Genomic DNA, 14729 nt, shown 5'->3' with positions numbered 1-14729 from the left:
ATCGGACGTCGGTCGCGACCGGCCCCCGACTTTCGGCGGGGGTCAGCCGCGGCGGCGGGTGTGCCGGGTCGGGACGGCGGTCGCCGGATCCTCCGGCCAGGAGTGCTTCGGGTAGCGGCCGCGCAGGTCGGCGCGCACCGCCGGGTAGCCGGTGGTCCAGAAGCTCGCGAGGTCGGCGGTGATCGCGGCCGGGCGGCCGGCGGGGGAGAGCAGGTGCAGCACGACCGGGACGCCGGCGAGCGTGGGTGTGCCGGTCCAGCCGAACGTCTCCTGCAGCTTGACGGCGAGGACGGGCTGGTCACCGCGGTAGTCGACGCGGATGTGCGAGCCCGTCGGCACTTCGAGCCGGTCCGGGGCCAGGTCGTCCAGCTTGGCCGCTTCCGGCCACGGCAGCAGGGCCTTCAACGCGGTGCCGGCGTTGACGTTCGCGAGGTCGGCCTTCCGCCGGGCGCCCGAGAGGTCCAGCCAGCTGTCCACATCGGACAGCAGGGTGGCGTCGTCGACCGCGGGCCACGGCGAGCCGAGCACGCGGTGCAGGAAGGCCATCCGCTCACGCAGCCGGGTCGCGTCCTGGCTCCACTTCAGGAGGTTCAGCCCCTCGGCCTTCAATCCGGCGACGAGAGCGTCGTGGACGTCGGCGTTCTGCAGGGGCTTTTCGGACAGCGTGATGGCGCCGATCCTGCGGACGCGCCGGGCGACCACGTCGCCGTTCCAGGTGACTTCGTCCACTTCGGACACCGGGGTGACGCGGGTGGCGAGCCGTTCGTCGGCGGCCGCGGCGAGCCGGATGGTGCCGTGCACCCGCCCGGGATCCCGGGTCGCCTCGGCGACGGCGAGCCATTCGGAGCTCAGGCCGCTGCCGGCCGGGAGTTCCGCGGCGGTGCCACCGGCCATGAGGTAGACGGGAGCGCCACCGGGACGGCGCCGGGCGAGCCGCTCGGGATGCGCGAGGGCGACCACGAGCGCGGGATCGGGCCGTCCGCCGGCCCGGCGGTCCGAGACCAAGCCTTCGAGGCGCCGGGCGTCGCGCTTCCAGCGGCGGGCCCCGTCGTCACTCGCCGAGCGGAGCCGCCGCAGCTCGGCTTCCACATCCGTGAGCGTGGCGCCCGCGTCCAGCAGCGCCACCACTTCCGCCGCGTTCCGGGCGCCGACCTCTTCCGCGCCGTCGAGCAGCGCCCGGGCCAGGCGCGGGTGCAGGCCCAGCTCCGCCATCCGCCGTCCTCGCGCAGTCACCGCTCCGTCAGGGGAAGTTGCGCCCAGCGTCACCAGCAGCGAACGGCCGGCCGCCAGCGCGCCTTCGCCCGGCGGGTCCCACCAGGCCAGGCCGCTGCCGTCCGGCGTCGACCAGCACGCCAGCTCCAGCGCCAGCCGGGCCAGCTCGGCCGTGCGGATCTCCGGCTCGGGGTACGCCGGGAGCAGCGCCTGCTCGTGTTCCGCCCAGCAGCGGTACGCCCGCCCCGGCGCCTCGCGGCCCGCGCGCCCGGAGCGTTGCACGGCCACCGCCGACGACACCCGGACCGTCGCCAGCCCCGGCAACCCGCGCCGGTGGTCGACCCGCGGTACGCGCGCCAGTCCCGAATCCACCACCGCGCGCACACCCGGCACGGTCAGGCTCGACTCCGCCACCGCCGTCGCCAGCACCACCCGCCGCCGGTCGCGGGGGCGCAGCGCGTCGTCCTGGTGCGCCGCCGACAGCCGTCCGTGCAGCGGCAGGACGTCCACATCGGACAGTCGCAGCAAGCCCGTGGTGCGCGCGATCTCCCCGGCGCCGGGCAGGAACGCCAGGACGTCACCATCCCCGGAGGACAGTGCCGTCCGCACCGCGCGGGCCACGGAAGCCTCGACGCGCTCACCTCGTGCCGGGGGCAGATACGACATCACCACCGGGAACGTCCGGGCCGTGGCCGTCACCACCGGCGCGTCCCCGAGCAGCGACGCGAGCCGCCCCGCCGCGACCGTCGCCGACGTCGCCAGCAGCCGGAGGTCGTCGCGCAGCCCCGCGCGGACGTCCAGCAGCAGCGCGAGCAGCAGGTCCGCGTCCAGGTGCCGCTCGTGGCACTCGTCCAGCAGCACCGTCGACACACCGGGCAGCTCCGGATCACCCTGTACGCGCCGCACCAGCAGCCCGGACGTCACGACCTCGATCCGGGTGCGCGCCGACACCTTCCGGTCGCCGCGCACGGCGTACCCCACCGTCTCGCCGACCGGCTCGTCCAGCAACGCGGCCATCCGCGCCGCCGCGGCCCGCGCCGCCAGCCGTCGAGGCTCGGCCACCACGACCCGCCCACCCGAAGCAGCGAGCGCGAGCGGCACCAGCGTCGTCTTCCCCGTCCCGGGCGGCGCGACGAGCACCGCCGTGCCGTGGGCGTCCAGCGCCGCGACGACGTCCGGCAGCACCGCACGGACCGGCAGGTCGGGCAGTTCGAAGGACTTCACTTCTCGGTGACCTCGGGGGGAGCGGGCAGCTGGTAACCGGACGGCCCGATGTTCTCGTTGAGCGAGCGCAGCCACTCGCCGGAGGAGATCATCTTCCGGATCGCGTCGTCGACCGCGCTCACCCCCTGCGTGTCCCCCTTGCGCAGGCCGACGCCGTAGTTCTCCTTCGAGAACGGCTTCCCGACGACCTTCAGCAGCTCGGGATCACGGGCGACGTACCCGGCGAGGATCACCCCGTCGGTGGTCACGGCGTCGATCTGCCCGGCCAGCAGCGCGGTGACGCAGTCCGGGTACCGCGGGTACTCGACCAGCTGCACGGCCTGGGCGAACTTGTCCTTGACCTGCTGCGCCGGCGTCGAGCCGGTGACCGAGCACAGCCGCCGCGCGTTGAGCGTCTCCGGCCCGGTGATGTCGGCGGACGTGCGGCGCACCAGCAGGTCCTGGCCGGTGGTGAAGTACGGCCCGGCGAACGACACCACCTGCTTGCGCTTGTCGGTGATCGAGTAGGTCGCCACGACCAGGTCGACGGCGCCCGCGGTGAGGTCGGTTTCGCGCGTCGCCGACGTCGTCTCGCGCCACGTGATGTCCTTCGCCGCGACACCCAGCTCCGAGGCGACGAATGTCGCCACATCGACATCGAATCCGACGAACCTGCCGTCCACGGTGCGCTCGGAAAGCCCCGGCGCGTCGAACCGGATGCCGATGGTCAGGTGATCCGTGGCACTGGCCCGGGTCACCAGCGAGTCGCTCGGCGACACCTGGGCCGGGCCGCACGCCGCCGCCGTGACCAGCAGCAACGCCGCACCGAGGAGCGTTCGCCACCGCATCGCGCCCCGCCTTCCGCCGTCGCCGTGCCCTCACGTGGTTCTCAGGTCCTCCCGTTAGCCTAAGTGCGTGGTGCGACCGTCCCAACCCGTGCTGGACGCCGTCGGCACGCTCGCCCGGCTCGGGCTGGCGGCCGTCTGGCTGGTTTCCGGTGCGCTGAAGCTGGCCGATCCGGGGCAGACGCTGATCGCCGTGCAGGCGTACGACGTGCTGCCGGACGCACTCGAAAACGTGGTGGCCATCGCGCTGCCGCTGGTCGAACTCGTGCTCGGGCTGTTCCTGCTCGCCGGCCTGGCGACCCGCTGGGTCGCCGGCGCCGCGCTGGTGCTGCTCGTCGTGCTCATCGCCGGGATCGCCCAGTCGTGGGCACGCGGCCTGAGCATCGACTGCGGGTGCTTCGGCGGCGGTGGCCAGGTGTCGGCGGGGCAGACCGAGTACCCGCAGGAGATCCTCCGTGATTCCGGGTTCGCGCTGCTGGCCGGTTGGCTGCTGGCGCGGCCGCGGACCTGGCTGTCGGTCGACGGCTGGCTGGCGCGAGGTCGCGGGAACTCCGACGAGCCCGAACCCGACTACTCGGGTATCGCGGAAGGGAACTGATACACAGTGGGTGGAGCTGAGCGGACCGCTCGGAAGCGTCGTCAGGCCGCGCAGGCCGGGGGAGCCCGGGCGGTGGCCCAGGCCAGGGGCGCGTCCGGCGACAAGCGGAAGTGGATCATCGGGATCGCCGCCGTGGTCGTCGTGGCGGCGCTCGTGATCGGCGGCGTGATCTGGACGATCTCGGACAAGAACAAGACCGAGGGCCAGGTGATCAGCCCCGGGGCGAGCACCAGCGCGCTGGCCGGCGACGTCGCGCAGAAGCGCGACGGAGTGGCCGTCACGGTGGGCAAGCCGGGTGCGAAGGCCTCGATCGACGTCTACGCCGACTTCCTCTGCCCCATCTGCGGTGAGTTCGAAAAGCAGTACAAGGGCCAGATCGAGCAGGCGGTCAACGACGGCGAGCTGCAGGTGCGCTACCACATGGTGCCGCTGCTGAACACGAAGTCGGACCCGCCCGGCTACTCGCTCGACTCGGCGAACGCGGCGCTCGCCGCGGCCGACGCCGGCAAGTTCGTCCAGTTCCACGACGCGCTGTTCGCGAACCAGCCCGAAGAGGGCAAGCGCGGCTACGACAAGGCGCAGCTGATCAAGCTCGGCCAGGACGTCGGGATCACCGACCCGAAGTTCGCCGAGACGGTCAACGCCGGCACCTACGAGCAGCAGCTGAACACCGCGTTCCAGCAGATCGAGAGCGACCCGAAGCTGGCGCAGGACTTCGGTGGCGGGCAGAGCGGTTTCGGCACGCCGACGGTCACTTCGAACGGCACGATCGTGTCCTGGCAGGACCCGGACTGGCTCAAGAAGGTCACCGGCTGAGTCCGGGCAATTCGCCCACCCGGGTACGGACCGTGGTCTAGGCTGAATCCCGCAGCAGGGGAACCGGGGGTCGCGCGCGCACGTCGCATCCCTGGTGACAGGGAGGGCCAGTGGACGGTTCACATCAGGGGTTTCACGTCGACGACGGCGCGTACAAGCGGTACGCGCACGAAGTCGACCCGCTCGGTGACGACGTCAAGGGTGCCGCGGACAAGCACGTCGGCCCGCACGTGACGCTCGGCGGCCACGGCTTCTCCGAGATGGGCGGCGAGTCCGGCTTCTCCGGCGCCTACAGCGGCCGGATGCGCACACTGCAGGAGAAGATGCACCGCGTCGGCGGCGGCTGGCGGCAGGTCGGCGAAGCCGCCCGGCAGACCGACCGCAACTACTCGGCGGTGGAGGCCGAGCACGGTGACGTCGTCCGGCGGCTCGGGCAGGACCTCGCGTGACCGAGCACGCCGACCAGCTCGTCCGGCACGGCCTGGAGCCGACGAACCAGTTCGCGCAGAAGCTGCGCCACGACCCGGCTGCGATCGGCGGCGCGCGGGACGCGCACGTCGCGCTGCAGACGTCGGTGGGCCGGACCCGCGACGTCGCCTCCGACCAGCGCGTCAACCTCGCTTCCGCCAGCTCCGGCTCGACGACGGACCGCGCCACCGCGACGTCGAAGAGCCTGGAGCAGGAGGTCCAGGACCTCCTCGACGAGAGCGCCGAGATCGAGAAGGCGGTCGCCGAGGCGGCCGAGACGCTGAACCTGGGCGAGATCAAGAACGACCAGGTCCGCGACCAGATCATCAAGGAGATCTCGGCGTCGATGAAGGCGCTGGCGGCGGTCAAGAACATCCAGCCGCCGGAGAGCCGCGGCGCCGCGTCGCGCGACATCCTGATGAAGCTGCAGACCAAGATCAGCCAGCTCACCGGTCAGGCGGCGACGTTCAGCGAGCAGACGATCAACCAGCTCACCGACATCGGCACCCGGCTGGGTGGCCCGGAGCAGACGACGTCGTCGAGCAGCGCGGCCGAGACCAAGGTCGGCCAGTCGTTCAACACCAACAGCGGCTACTCCGGCGGCGGGGACTCCGGTGGCGGTGGCGGCGGGGGAGGTGGCGGCGGTGGTGGCGGCGGCTCGGTCAGCAAGCCGCGGCTGCCGGTCGCGATCCCGCCGCAGCCCGGCTCCGGCGTCGCGATCAACCTGCCCGGCGGCAAGCAGGTCATGGCGCCGAACGAGACCGCGGCCAAGGCCGTGCGCAACGCGCTTTCGCAGCTCGGCGTGCCGTACGTGTGGGGCGGCACCGCGCGTGGCCAGGGTCTCGACTGCAGCGGGCTGACCATGACGTCGTACCAGGACGCCGGTCTGCAGCTGCCGCGGACGGCGAAGCAGCAGACGGTCGGCGCCGAGGTGCCCTCGATCGACCAGCTGCTGCCCGGCGACCTCGTGGTGTGGTCCGGGCACGTGGCGATGGTGATCGGCGACGGCCAGATGGTCGAGGCCGGCGACCCGGTGCAGATCAGCAAGATCCGTACCACGAACGCGGGACAGCAGTTCATCGGCTTCTACCGGCCGACGGGGTAACTTCGCATCGTGGCTGAATTCGACGTGGATCTGGCGGTGTCCCGGGTCGCCGAACAGGCGGACCGGGCCGGCGCGGAGGCCGAAGCGCGCTTCGCTCGTTCGGGCCCGGTGGTGGGCAAGGCGTCCGCCGACGGCATCGAGGTCCAGGTGGCGCCCGGCGGGCTGCTCACCGGCCTGACGATCCACCGGTCCGCGCTGCGGCACGGGTCGACGGTGCTCGCCGATCAGATCCTCGAGCTGGCCCAGCGCGCGACCCGCCGCGCGGGCGACAAGATGTACCACGCGCTGGCGCCCGTCGTGGACGCCGAACAGCTCGAGACGCTGGGCTACGAGCCGATCCCGGACGACGATCCGGACGCCGACTCCTACTCCTACGGAAGGTGAGCGCGATGGACGAAGTGCCGATCACGCTCACCACGCGGCAGCTGATTTCCCAGGCCCGCGCCCGCGAAGAGGCGATGAGCCAGGTCGAAGAGCTGATGGCGCAGGCCCGCGGCACGGCCCACGACGTCGACGGCCAGGTCGAGATCACCGTCGACGCACGCGGCAAGCTCCTGCGGCTGTGGCTGGCGCCGTCGGCGGTGAACCTGGGTGACCAGCTCGGCCCGCTGGTCGTCGAGATCGCCCAGGTGGCCATGCGCGAGGCGACCCAGGACGGGTACAACAAGGTCGCCCTGCTCCTCGGCGAGGACATGACGTCCATGATCGAGCAGATGACCGGTCTCCCGGCGCCCGCCCGGGCCGAGGACGACGACCCGGGCATGACGGTGGCGGAGTTCCAGCGGCAGCGGGCCGAGCGGCTGGGATCTTCGCCCGAATCCGCGCCCGCGCCGGCGCCCGCGTCGAGTGTGGAAGACGAGGACGCGTACTGGGACTCCTTCGACCCGGCTTCCCTGCGCTCGGACCGCTAGTTCACCCCGGCGGTGAGCTCGCCGAAGAGGCGGTTCGCCGCGGGTGAGGTGAACTGGCGCTGCAGCTCCGCCCGGGCGACCTGCTTGCGGAATTCTCCTTCGTGCGACGGGTCTCCGGCGTTGTGCATGACCTCGGTGATCCACGTCGCGAACGCCTGGTAGTTCCAGACGTGCCGCAGGCAGGTCTCGGAGTAGGCGTCGAGCAGGCTCGGATCACCGTCCTCGGTGTGCTTGATGACAGCGCGGGCGAACACCTCGGCGTCGTGGAGCGCGAGGTTGATTCCCTTGGCGCTCATCGGCGGGACGATGTGGGCCGCGTCCCCGAGCAGGTACAGCTTTCCGTGGTGCATCGGGCTGTGCACCACGCTTCTCAGCGGCACGAGCCGCTTGTCCGCGATCCGGCCGGTCGCCACGGGTTTGCCGAAGCGGGCTTCGAGCTCGCTCCACACGCGCTCGTCCGGCCACTGCGCGAGCGTGTCGTCCACCCGGCACTGCAGGTAGATGCGGCTGGCGTGCGCGCCGCGGGGGATCATCCCGGCCAGGCCACGGGAATGGATCGCCATCCCGGAGGGATCGGTCGGCACTTCGGCCAGGACGCTCAGCCAGGAATACCCGAACTCGTGGGAATACCGCGTGAGCGCACCGGCGGGGACGGCCGTCCGGCTGACCCCGCGGTCGCCGTCGCAGCCTGCGATGAAGTCACAGCTCAGGACGGTTTCTCCGGACCGGACAACGGGATGTTCGCCGCTGATGTCCGCCAGGGAAACGCCGTCGGCCTCGAACCGGAGGTCTCCGCCGCCGCGGAGGAAGAGGTCCGTGAGGTTGCGGACGAGAACCTGCTGGGGGCAGAAGATGCTGTCCTTGTTGTCGTCCTCGGCGAAGTCGATCGGCAGCTCCTCACCGTCGATGAAGAAGCCGCTTTCGACCTCGGGGAAGGCGTCGCTCTCCACGACCTCCTGCAGGCCCCAATCGCGGAACATGTGCACGCCACGGCTGTCGACGGTCCCGGCGCGTTGCCGTTGTTCGACGTGGCCGCGGTGGTGCTTCTCCAGTACTACGCACGCGATTCCGTTGCGCTGCAGCATGTTTCCGAGGGTGAGGCCGGCGACCCCGGCCCCGATGATGGCCACGGTGGTGTGTTCGGTCATGAATCCCACCCTGACCCCGCTGGCGCGCGCCGCCCACCGGTGACGGGACACGGCGTACCGGAAAGCCGCCAACCTGCTACTGCTGCCTCAGCTCCGCCTGGTAGCGGCCGGGGGTCTGGCCGACGACTTCGGTGAACGCGTCGATGAAGCTCGACGGGTTGGACCAGCCGCAGGCCATCGCGGTGTCGGTGACCGACCGGCCGCCGGTGAGGTGGACCAGCGCGTGGTGGATGCGCAGGACGGTGCGCCAGCGGTGGAAGCTCATGCCGAGCTCGGTGGTGAACAGGCGGCTGAGGGTGCGTTCGCTCGCCCCGGCGGCCCGGCCCAGCTCGGCCAGCGTGGTGGTCCGGGCGGGGTCGGCGTGCAGGAGGTCGGTGACGGCGCGCAGCCGGTCGTCCCGCGGTTCGGGCAGGTGCAGGGACAGCTCGGGGGTGTCGGTCAGCTCGTCGAGCAGGACCGCGCGCAGCCGTTCGTGGGCGCCGGGACGGATCTCCGTCCGGTCGGTCAGCGCCAGCAGGACCTCACGCATCAGCGGGCCGACCGCGAACACGCTGGGGTGCGCGACCACTCCGCCGCACAGCTCGGCGGGGATGGCGACGAGCCGGACGTCCGTCCGGCCGTAGAAGCGGTGGGAGTGGTCGAACCCGGGCGGGGTCCAGGTGACGCGGTTGGCCGGGGCGACCCAGGTCCCGCGGGCGGTCGTGGTGGTGAAGGCGCCGGCGGCCGCGTACACGAGCTGGCCGTCGGTGTGGCGGTGGCTCCCGAGGTGGAAGCCGTGCGGGAGCCAGCCGCCGCCGCGAGGCGTGGTGCCCCCCAGCGTCACGGGCAGCGGGGACGGGTGGCGGGTTTCCGGCATCGGAACCCAGCTTACCGCCGCCATGACGTGCGGGAAGCCGTCAAGCCAGCTGGGCCGTGGAGTTCGCGCCGTCCAAGGACTCGCGGATGATGTCCGCGTGGCCCGCGTGCTGGGCCGTCTCGTGGATCAGGTGCAGGACGATCCGGCGGGCCGACCAGAACTGCGGCTCCGGCGGTGACCACGGTGTCGTCGGCAGCTGCACCTCGACGTCCAGTGACGGCAGCGAAGCCACGTACGCGTCCGTCTCGGCGGCAGCGGCCGCGTAGGCCGAAAGCCAGTGGGACAGCGTTTCGCTCATCGAGTACTGCGCTGTGTCGAGCATGCCGTCCGGGAGCGAGCCGTCGGCGTTGCGCAGGACCTGCAGCCACATGCGCTCGCCGGTGGCGAGGTGGCGGATCAGGCCGCCGAGGGTCAGTTCGCTGACCGTCGTGCGCTTCGCCGCTTCGGCGTCCGAAATGTCCCGGACCGGGATCAGCAAGCGCTTCCGCACTTCCGCCAGCCGGCCGAGGAGTTCGTCGTGTTCGCGAGTCATGGGGTGACCGTAGAACCGAAGTAGGCCAGATCCTGACCGGAATCCACAATCCCGCTGAGCGGAAACCGAGTTCCCGCAGAGGTCTGGACCAACGCCCAAAGCCTATGCATTAATTCAAGGCGTGAATTTTGGTCTCTCGACGAGGAGGACCCGGATGGGTCTCGGCCGCAGACTGGGCATCGGCGCACTGGCGGTGGGGCTGCTGCTGACGTCGGAAACCCCCGCGCTAGCCGGAAACAGCCCGGCGTACAAGGATTCCTGGCGTCCGGTGAAGGTCCGCGTGAGCGACCTGATGTCCCGGATGACCCTGGACGACAAGCTCGGCCAGATGATGCAGGCCGAACGGCTCGGCGTGAAGTCGCCGGACGACGTCACCACCGGCCGGCTCGGCTCGCTGCTCTCCGGCGGCAGCTCGCAGCCGACCCCGAACACCCCGGTGACCTGGGCCGACATGTACGACGGTTTCCAGAAGGCCGCGCTCGCGACACCGCTCGGCATCCCGCTGATCTACGGTGTCGACGCCGTCCACGGTCACAATGGCCTCTACGGCGCCACCGTCTTCCCGCACAACATCGGCCTCGGCGCGACGCGTGATCCGCGGCTGGTCGAGAAGATCGGCCGCGCCACCGCGGAAGAGGTCTCCGGCACCGGCATCGACTGGGACTTCGCGCCCTGCCTGTGTGTCGCCCGCAACGACCGCTGGGGCCGCACCTACGAGTCGTTCGGCGAGGTCCCGCAGCTGGCCACCGAGATGACGTCGATCATCACCGGCCTGCAGGGGCGTTCGCTGAACCGGCCCGGTTCGGTCATGGCCACCGCCAAGCACTACGTCGGTGACGGCGGCACGACCGGCGGGGTCAACGAGGGCAACACCGAAATCAGTGAGCAGGAGCTGCGCCAGATCCACCTGCCGCCGTTCAAGGCCGCGATCCAGCGCGGCGTCGGCTCGGTGATGATCTCCTACAGCAGCTGGAACAGCGTCAAGATGCACGCCGGCTCGTACCTGATCAACGACGTCCTCAAGAAGGAACTGGGCTTCCAGGGCATCGTCGTCTCGGACTACAACGGTGTTGACAAGATCGACGGCAAGACCGGCTTCACCCCGGAAGAGGTCGAGGCTTCGATCAACGCGGGCATCGACATGGTGATGGTGCCCTACGAGTGGCAGAAGTTCATCGACACCTTGCGCACGCTGGTGCAGCAGGGCCGCGTGCCGATGTCGCGGATCGACGACGCCAACAAGCGCATCCTCACCAAGAAGTTCGAGCTCGGCCTGTTCGAGCACCCGCTGACCGACCGCCGGTACCTGAACACGATCGGCAGCAAGCAGCACCGCGACCTGGCGCGTCAGGCCGTCCGGGAGTCCCAGGTGCTGCTGAAGAACGACAACCACGTCTTGCCGCTGTCCAAGCGCGAAAAGATCTTCGTGGCCGGCAAGAGCGCCGACGACATCGGCAACCAGTCCGGTGGCTGGACCGTCGGCTGGCAGGGCACCAGCGGCCCGGTCATCCCGGGCACCACGATCCTGCAGGGCATCAAGAGCACTTCCTCGAAGGTGACCTTCGCCAAGGACGGCGCCGGGATCGACCGGAGCTACGACGTCGCCGTCGCGGTGGTGGGGGAGACGCCGTACGCCGAAGGCAAGGGAGACCGTCCACAAGGGATGGGACTGGACGCGGCCGACCTGGCCACGCTGCAGAAGCTGAAGGACTCCGGCGTGCCGACCGTGGTCGTGCTGGTGTCCGGGCGGCCGCTCGACATCGCGGCGCAGGTGGGCGACTGGGCCGGGCTCGTCGAGTCCTGGCTGCCCGGCAGTGAAGGACAGGGTGTCGCCGACGTCCTCTTCGGCGACTACAACCCGACCGGCAAGCTGCCGGTGACCTGGATGCGCAGCGCCGACCAGCAGCCGATCAACGCCGGCGACGGCAAGCCCGCGCTGTTCCCGTACGGCTACGGGCTGCACTACCCACGCCACTGGTGATCGTTTCCCCCGTCCCCCACCGGAAGGAACACGCATGCCGTCCAGAACCCGCCGCCCGCTGATCCGGATCCTGGCGTTCTTCGCCGCACTGCTGGGGCTCAGCCTCGGCGGCCCGACGGTGCAGGCCGCCCCGGCCGCGACGCCGTTCAAGGTCTTGGCCTTCTACAGCGGCACGTACGACGCCGCGCACATCAGTTTCGAGAAGGAAGCCAACGTCTGGTTCCCGCAGCAGGCGGCGGCCAACGGCTTCACCTACACCGCGACGACCAACTGGAACCAGCTGACGTCGATCACCCCGGACCAGTACCAGGTGGTCCTGTTCCTCGACGACCAGCCGCAGTCGCAGGCGCAGTTCCAGGGCTTCCAGCGGTACATGCAGGCCGGCGGCGGGTTCTACGGCTTCCACGTGACGGCGTACAACGACAGCTCGACACCGTCGTACGCCAACTGGTTCCACAACGACTTCCTCGGCACCGGCCGGTTCACCACGAACACGTGGGGCCCGACGCCGGAGACGCTGAAGATCGAGAACCGCACGCACCCCTCGACGGTGAACCTGCCGGCGACGATCAAGTCGTCGACGTCGGAGTGGTACGCCTGGCAGAACGACCTGCGCCAGAACGCCAACATCACCATCCTGGCGTCGATGGACCAGTCCACGTTCCCGATCGGCACCGACCCGAGCCAGACCTGGAACAGCGGGTACTACCCGATCTCGTGGACGAACAAGAACTACAAGATGATCTACTCGAACTTCGGCCACAACGCGATGAACTACGACACGAACACCGCGCTGTCGTCGACGTTCGAGAGCGCCGACCAGAACCGCTTCCTGCTCGACGGCCTGAAGTGGCTCGGCGGCGGCTCGACGACCCCGACCGACCCGGGCACGATCGACCCGTCGGCCTGGTACGCCGTGACGAACAAGGCGTCCGGCAAGTGTGTGGACGCGCGGTCCGCGGCCAGCGCCAACGGCACCGTGATCCAGCAGTACACCTGCAACGCCACCACGGCGCAGCAGTTCCAGTTCGCCCCGACCAGCGGCGGCTACGACCGGATCAACAACCGGACGAACCCCGCCCAGGTCATCGACGTCACGAACGTGGCGACGACCGACAACGCCGGGGTGCAGCTGTGGTCCTACAGCGGCGGGAACAACCAGCAGTGGCAGCCGGTGTCGGAGGGCAGCGGGTACTACCACTTCGTCGCCCGCCACAGCGGCAAGTGCCTGACCGTGCCGGGATCGTCCACTGCGGACAGTGTCCAGCTGGTCCAGGCGACCTGCAACGGCAGCGCCGCTCAGTCGTTCAAGGTCGCCTGACTCAGCGCCAGGTGGTCTGCAAGCGGACCACCAGGACGGCCAGTGTCAGCAGTGCGACGGCGATGAGGGTGCCCGCGACGCGAGAAGTGTCGCGGGCACCCCACGTCAGTGCCGCCGGCAGCACCACGAGTGACGTCACGAGGTAAGCGAGATGCGTGCCCGGTTCGGCCGGGTGGTGCTCGCTGACCAGGTCCGCGATCGCTTGGACCACCAGCGCGAGTTCGACCAGCACGACCAGGGGACGCCACCGCGGCCAGTGGTAGCGGCCGGCCGGGCTCACGACGAGGGCCGTGAGCCCGCCGAGCAGGCAGACCACCGTGGTCGCGAAGGCCAGTGGCTCGATCACGCCCGGCGTGCTTTGCGGCGCCGGCGTTTGGTGCCGAGGCGGAAGAGCCACGTCGAGATGCCGGTGAGCATCAGCGCCAGCGGCGCCAGGCCGAGGACGACCCAGACGAGCCGCCACCAGCCGTCGACCAGCCAGCCGAAGTGTGCGGCCTCGAACACCTTGCTGTAGAAGCGGTTCGCCGTCGGCTCGGGTGCGGCGTCCACCGAGGACACATGGGCGACGTCGTGGCTGTCGACGTACACCGTGCGGTCGCCGCCGAAGAACGCGCGGGCGCCGTAGGGCTGGTAGCCGTCGTCCGCGATCGAAACCGTGTAGTAGCCCGTGCCCTCAGCCGGCGGGACGAGGTAGCGGACCGTGCCGGGGGACGCGGCGAGCGCGGCCGACGACGCCTGGTCGATGCTGATTTCCGGGGTGCCGGGTGCGGCCGGGTTCGCCGTGAAGCTGTACTTCGCCTCGTTCGGGGTGGAGCCGCCGGTGATCGCCAGCCAGGCGTTCTCGACCGGCGGCAAGTAGAACGCGGCGCCGGTGACTCCCCACATCAGCACGAACGGCACCGACACCAGGCCGATCACGTTGTGCAGGTCGTAGTCACGCGCGAAGCGGCCCTTGCCGAGCCGGACGCGGAAGCCGTGGGAGAACTTCTTGAACCCCGGCCACCAGACGACGAGCCCGGTGATCGCCAGCAGGACCATCAGCAGCCCGAGGACAACCAGGATCAGCAGCCCCCAGTTCGTCCCGGCCGGCCACTCGAAGCCGACTGACGGCACCGGCGCGGCCAGCCACGACACGTACCCGGGGTCGTCCTTGCAGGTGAACGCGCAGTCGTGGAGGTTCGTGAGCCAGCCCATGACACCGTCGGTGAGCTTCTGCGGCCCGGTGATCCGCCCGCTGCCGGGGTCGACGGCGTAGGCGGTGGTGTAGTCGGTGTCGCCGACCGCGATGACACCGCCGTCGTTGCTGACCCAGGCCGCGGAGAACTCCGGGTGTGCCTGTTTGACCAGGTCACGGGCCTGCTGCAGGCCGATCGGGTGCGCGCTCTCGGTGTGCGCGTAGAAGTCGGGGTGCGTGGCCCGGAAGTACTCGGCGCGGTAGAGCAGGATGACGCCGGCGGTGGTCTCGAGGACGAGCAGCAGCCCGAGCACCAGCGACGTCCACCGGTGCGTGACGACCAGCGCCCGGCGCACGGGCTTGCGCCGGTACCAGCGCCGCTTCGCCCTTTTGGGCGGATCGGTCCTGGTCAGCTCGGGTGCTTCGGCGATCACGGTGTCCCCCTCACGCGGTCAAGATCGAAGTGAGGTTAGCCTTGCTTTAGCTTCCACGTCTTCCGTCCATCGGGGGATGTGCGACGTCTCACCGCTGGCTAACATGAAGTTCCTTCATGAATGGG

General features: G+C 70.4%; 15 protein-coding genes. 8 read left to right on the top strand and 7 right to left on the bottom strand.

From position 1 onward, the window contains the following. Nucleotides 1–42 precede the first annotated feature (42 nt). Nucleotides 43–2436, bottom strand: a complete 2394-nt coding sequence (gene hrpB / locus ACIA5G_RS43220) for an ATP-dependent helicase HrpB (RefSeq protein ID WP_395934312.1) — start codon at nucleotides 2434–2436, stop codon at nucleotides 43–45. Then, complete coding sequence (locus ACIA5G_RS43215) at nucleotides 2433–3263, bottom strand: glutamate ABC transporter substrate-binding protein (protein WP_395934310.1); 831 nt, start codon at nucleotides 3261–3263, stop codon at nucleotides 2433–2435. Before ACIA5G_RS43215 ends, hrpB begins: the two co-directional genes overlap by 4 nt. A gap of 88 nt (nucleotides 3264–3351) precedes the next feature. On the opposite strand from ACIA5G_RS43215, the gene ACIA5G_RS43210 reads away from it, so the two are divergent. From ACIA5G_RS43210 to ACIA5G_RS43185, 6 genes are all read left to right on the top strand, one after another. Continuing rightward, nucleotides 3352–3858 (top strand): MauE/DoxX family redox-associated membrane protein, encoded by a 507-nt coding sequence (locus ACIA5G_RS43210; protein WP_395934440.1) that lies wholly within the window; start codon nucleotides 3352–3354, stop codon nucleotides 3856–3858. Between the two features lie 72 nt (nucleotides 3859–3930). Then, the gene (locus tag ACIA5G_RS43205; protein ID WP_395934308.1) at nucleotides 3931–4674 is read left to right on the top strand and encodes a DsbA family protein; all 744 of its coding nucleotides are present in this window, start codon (nucleotides 3931–3933) and stop codon (nucleotides 4672–4674) included. Between the two features lie 110 nt (nucleotides 4675–4784). After that, nucleotides 4785–5123, top strand: coding sequence for a hypothetical protein (locus ACIA5G_RS43200; RefSeq protein ID WP_395934306.1), 339 nt, complete (start codon nucleotides 4785–4787; stop codon nucleotides 5121–5123). Continuing rightward, nucleotides 5120–6247: an NlpC/P60 family protein gene (locus tag ACIA5G_RS43195; protein ID WP_395934304.1), complete on the top strand. Its 1128-nt coding sequence runs from the start codon at nucleotides 5120–5122 to the stop codon at nucleotides 6245–6247. The genes ACIA5G_RS43200 and ACIA5G_RS43195 overlap by 4 nt, the downstream gene beginning before the upstream one ends. Before the next feature lie 9 nt (nucleotides 6248–6256). Further along, the gene (locus ACIA5G_RS43190) at nucleotides 6257–6631 is read left to right on the top strand and encodes a YbaB/EbfC family DNA-binding protein (RefSeq protein ID WP_395934302.1); all 375 of its coding nucleotides are present in this window, start codon (nucleotides 6257–6259) and stop codon (nucleotides 6629–6631) included. Nucleotides 6632–6636: 5 nt separating this feature from the next. Further along, entirely contained in the window at nucleotides 6637–7158 is a 522-nt protein-coding gene (locus ACIA5G_RS43185; protein ID WP_395934300.1) for a YbaB/EbfC family nucleoid-associated protein, read from the top strand. Here the strand turns inward: ACIA5G_RS43185 and ACIA5G_RS43180 are convergent. The 3 genes from ACIA5G_RS43180 to ACIA5G_RS43170 all read right to left on the bottom strand — a co-directional run bounded on the left by ACIA5G_RS43180 (nucleotide 7155) and on the right by ACIA5G_RS43170 (nucleotide 9694). Next, complete coding sequence (locus ACIA5G_RS43180) at nucleotides 7155–8306, bottom strand: 4-hydroxybenzoate 3-monooxygenase (protein WP_395934298.1); 1152 nt, start codon at nucleotides 8304–8306, stop codon at nucleotides 7155–7157. The genes ACIA5G_RS43185 and ACIA5G_RS43180 overlap by 4 nt on opposite strands. A 76-nt stretch (nucleotides 8307–8382) precedes the next feature. Further along, on the bottom strand, nucleotides 8383–9162 hold the full coding sequence (locus tag ACIA5G_RS43175) for a helix-turn-helix domain-containing protein (protein WP_395934296.1): 780 nt from the start codon (nucleotides 9160–9162) through the stop codon (nucleotides 8383–8385). Nucleotides 9163–9202: 40 nt separating this feature from the next. Next, nucleotides 9203–9694 (bottom strand): DUF664 domain-containing protein, encoded by a 492-nt coding sequence (locus ACIA5G_RS43170; RefSeq protein WP_395934294.1) that lies wholly within the window; start codon nucleotides 9692–9694, stop codon nucleotides 9203–9205. Between the two features lie 154 nt (nucleotides 9695–9848). Between ACIA5G_RS43170 and ACIA5G_RS43165 the strand changes: the two genes are divergently transcribed. Continuing rightward, nucleotides 9849–11675 carry a glycoside hydrolase family 3 protein gene (locus tag ACIA5G_RS43165; RefSeq protein ID WP_395934292.1) on the top strand — a complete coding sequence of 609 codons (1827 nt, stop codon included), beginning with the start codon at nucleotides 9849–9851 and terminating at the stop codon, nucleotides 11673–11675. Between the two features lie 34 nt (nucleotides 11676–11709). Beyond that, complete coding sequence (locus ACIA5G_RS43160; protein ID WP_395934290.1) at nucleotides 11710–12996, top strand: ThuA domain-containing protein; 1287 nt, start codon at nucleotides 11710–11712, stop codon at nucleotides 12994–12996. A 1-nt stretch (nucleotide 12997) separates the two neighbouring features. Here the strand turns inward: ACIA5G_RS43160 and ACIA5G_RS43155 are convergent, their stop codons facing one another. Further along, a complete protein-coding gene (locus tag ACIA5G_RS43155) occupies nucleotides 12998–13342 on the bottom strand; it encodes a hypothetical protein (RefSeq protein ID WP_395934288.1) in 345 nt (114 codons plus the stop codon). After that, nucleotides 13339–14604, bottom strand: a complete 1266-nt coding sequence (locus ACIA5G_RS43150; RefSeq protein ID WP_395934286.1) for a PepSY-associated TM helix domain-containing protein — start codon at nucleotides 14602–14604, stop codon at nucleotides 13339–13341. Before ACIA5G_RS43150 ends, ACIA5G_RS43155 begins: the two co-directional genes overlap by 4 nt. Nucleotides 14605–14729 lie beyond the last annotated feature (125 nt).

Source organism: Amycolatopsis sp. NPDC051758 (genome assembly GCF_044453095.1).
In the GTDB taxonomy this organism is placed as follows: domain Bacteria; phylum Actinomycetota; class Actinomycetes; order Mycobacteriales; family Pseudonocardiaceae; genus Amycolatopsis.
Note: the sequence above shows the minus strand (reverse complement) of the source record. Positions and strands in the feature narration are given on the sequence as shown.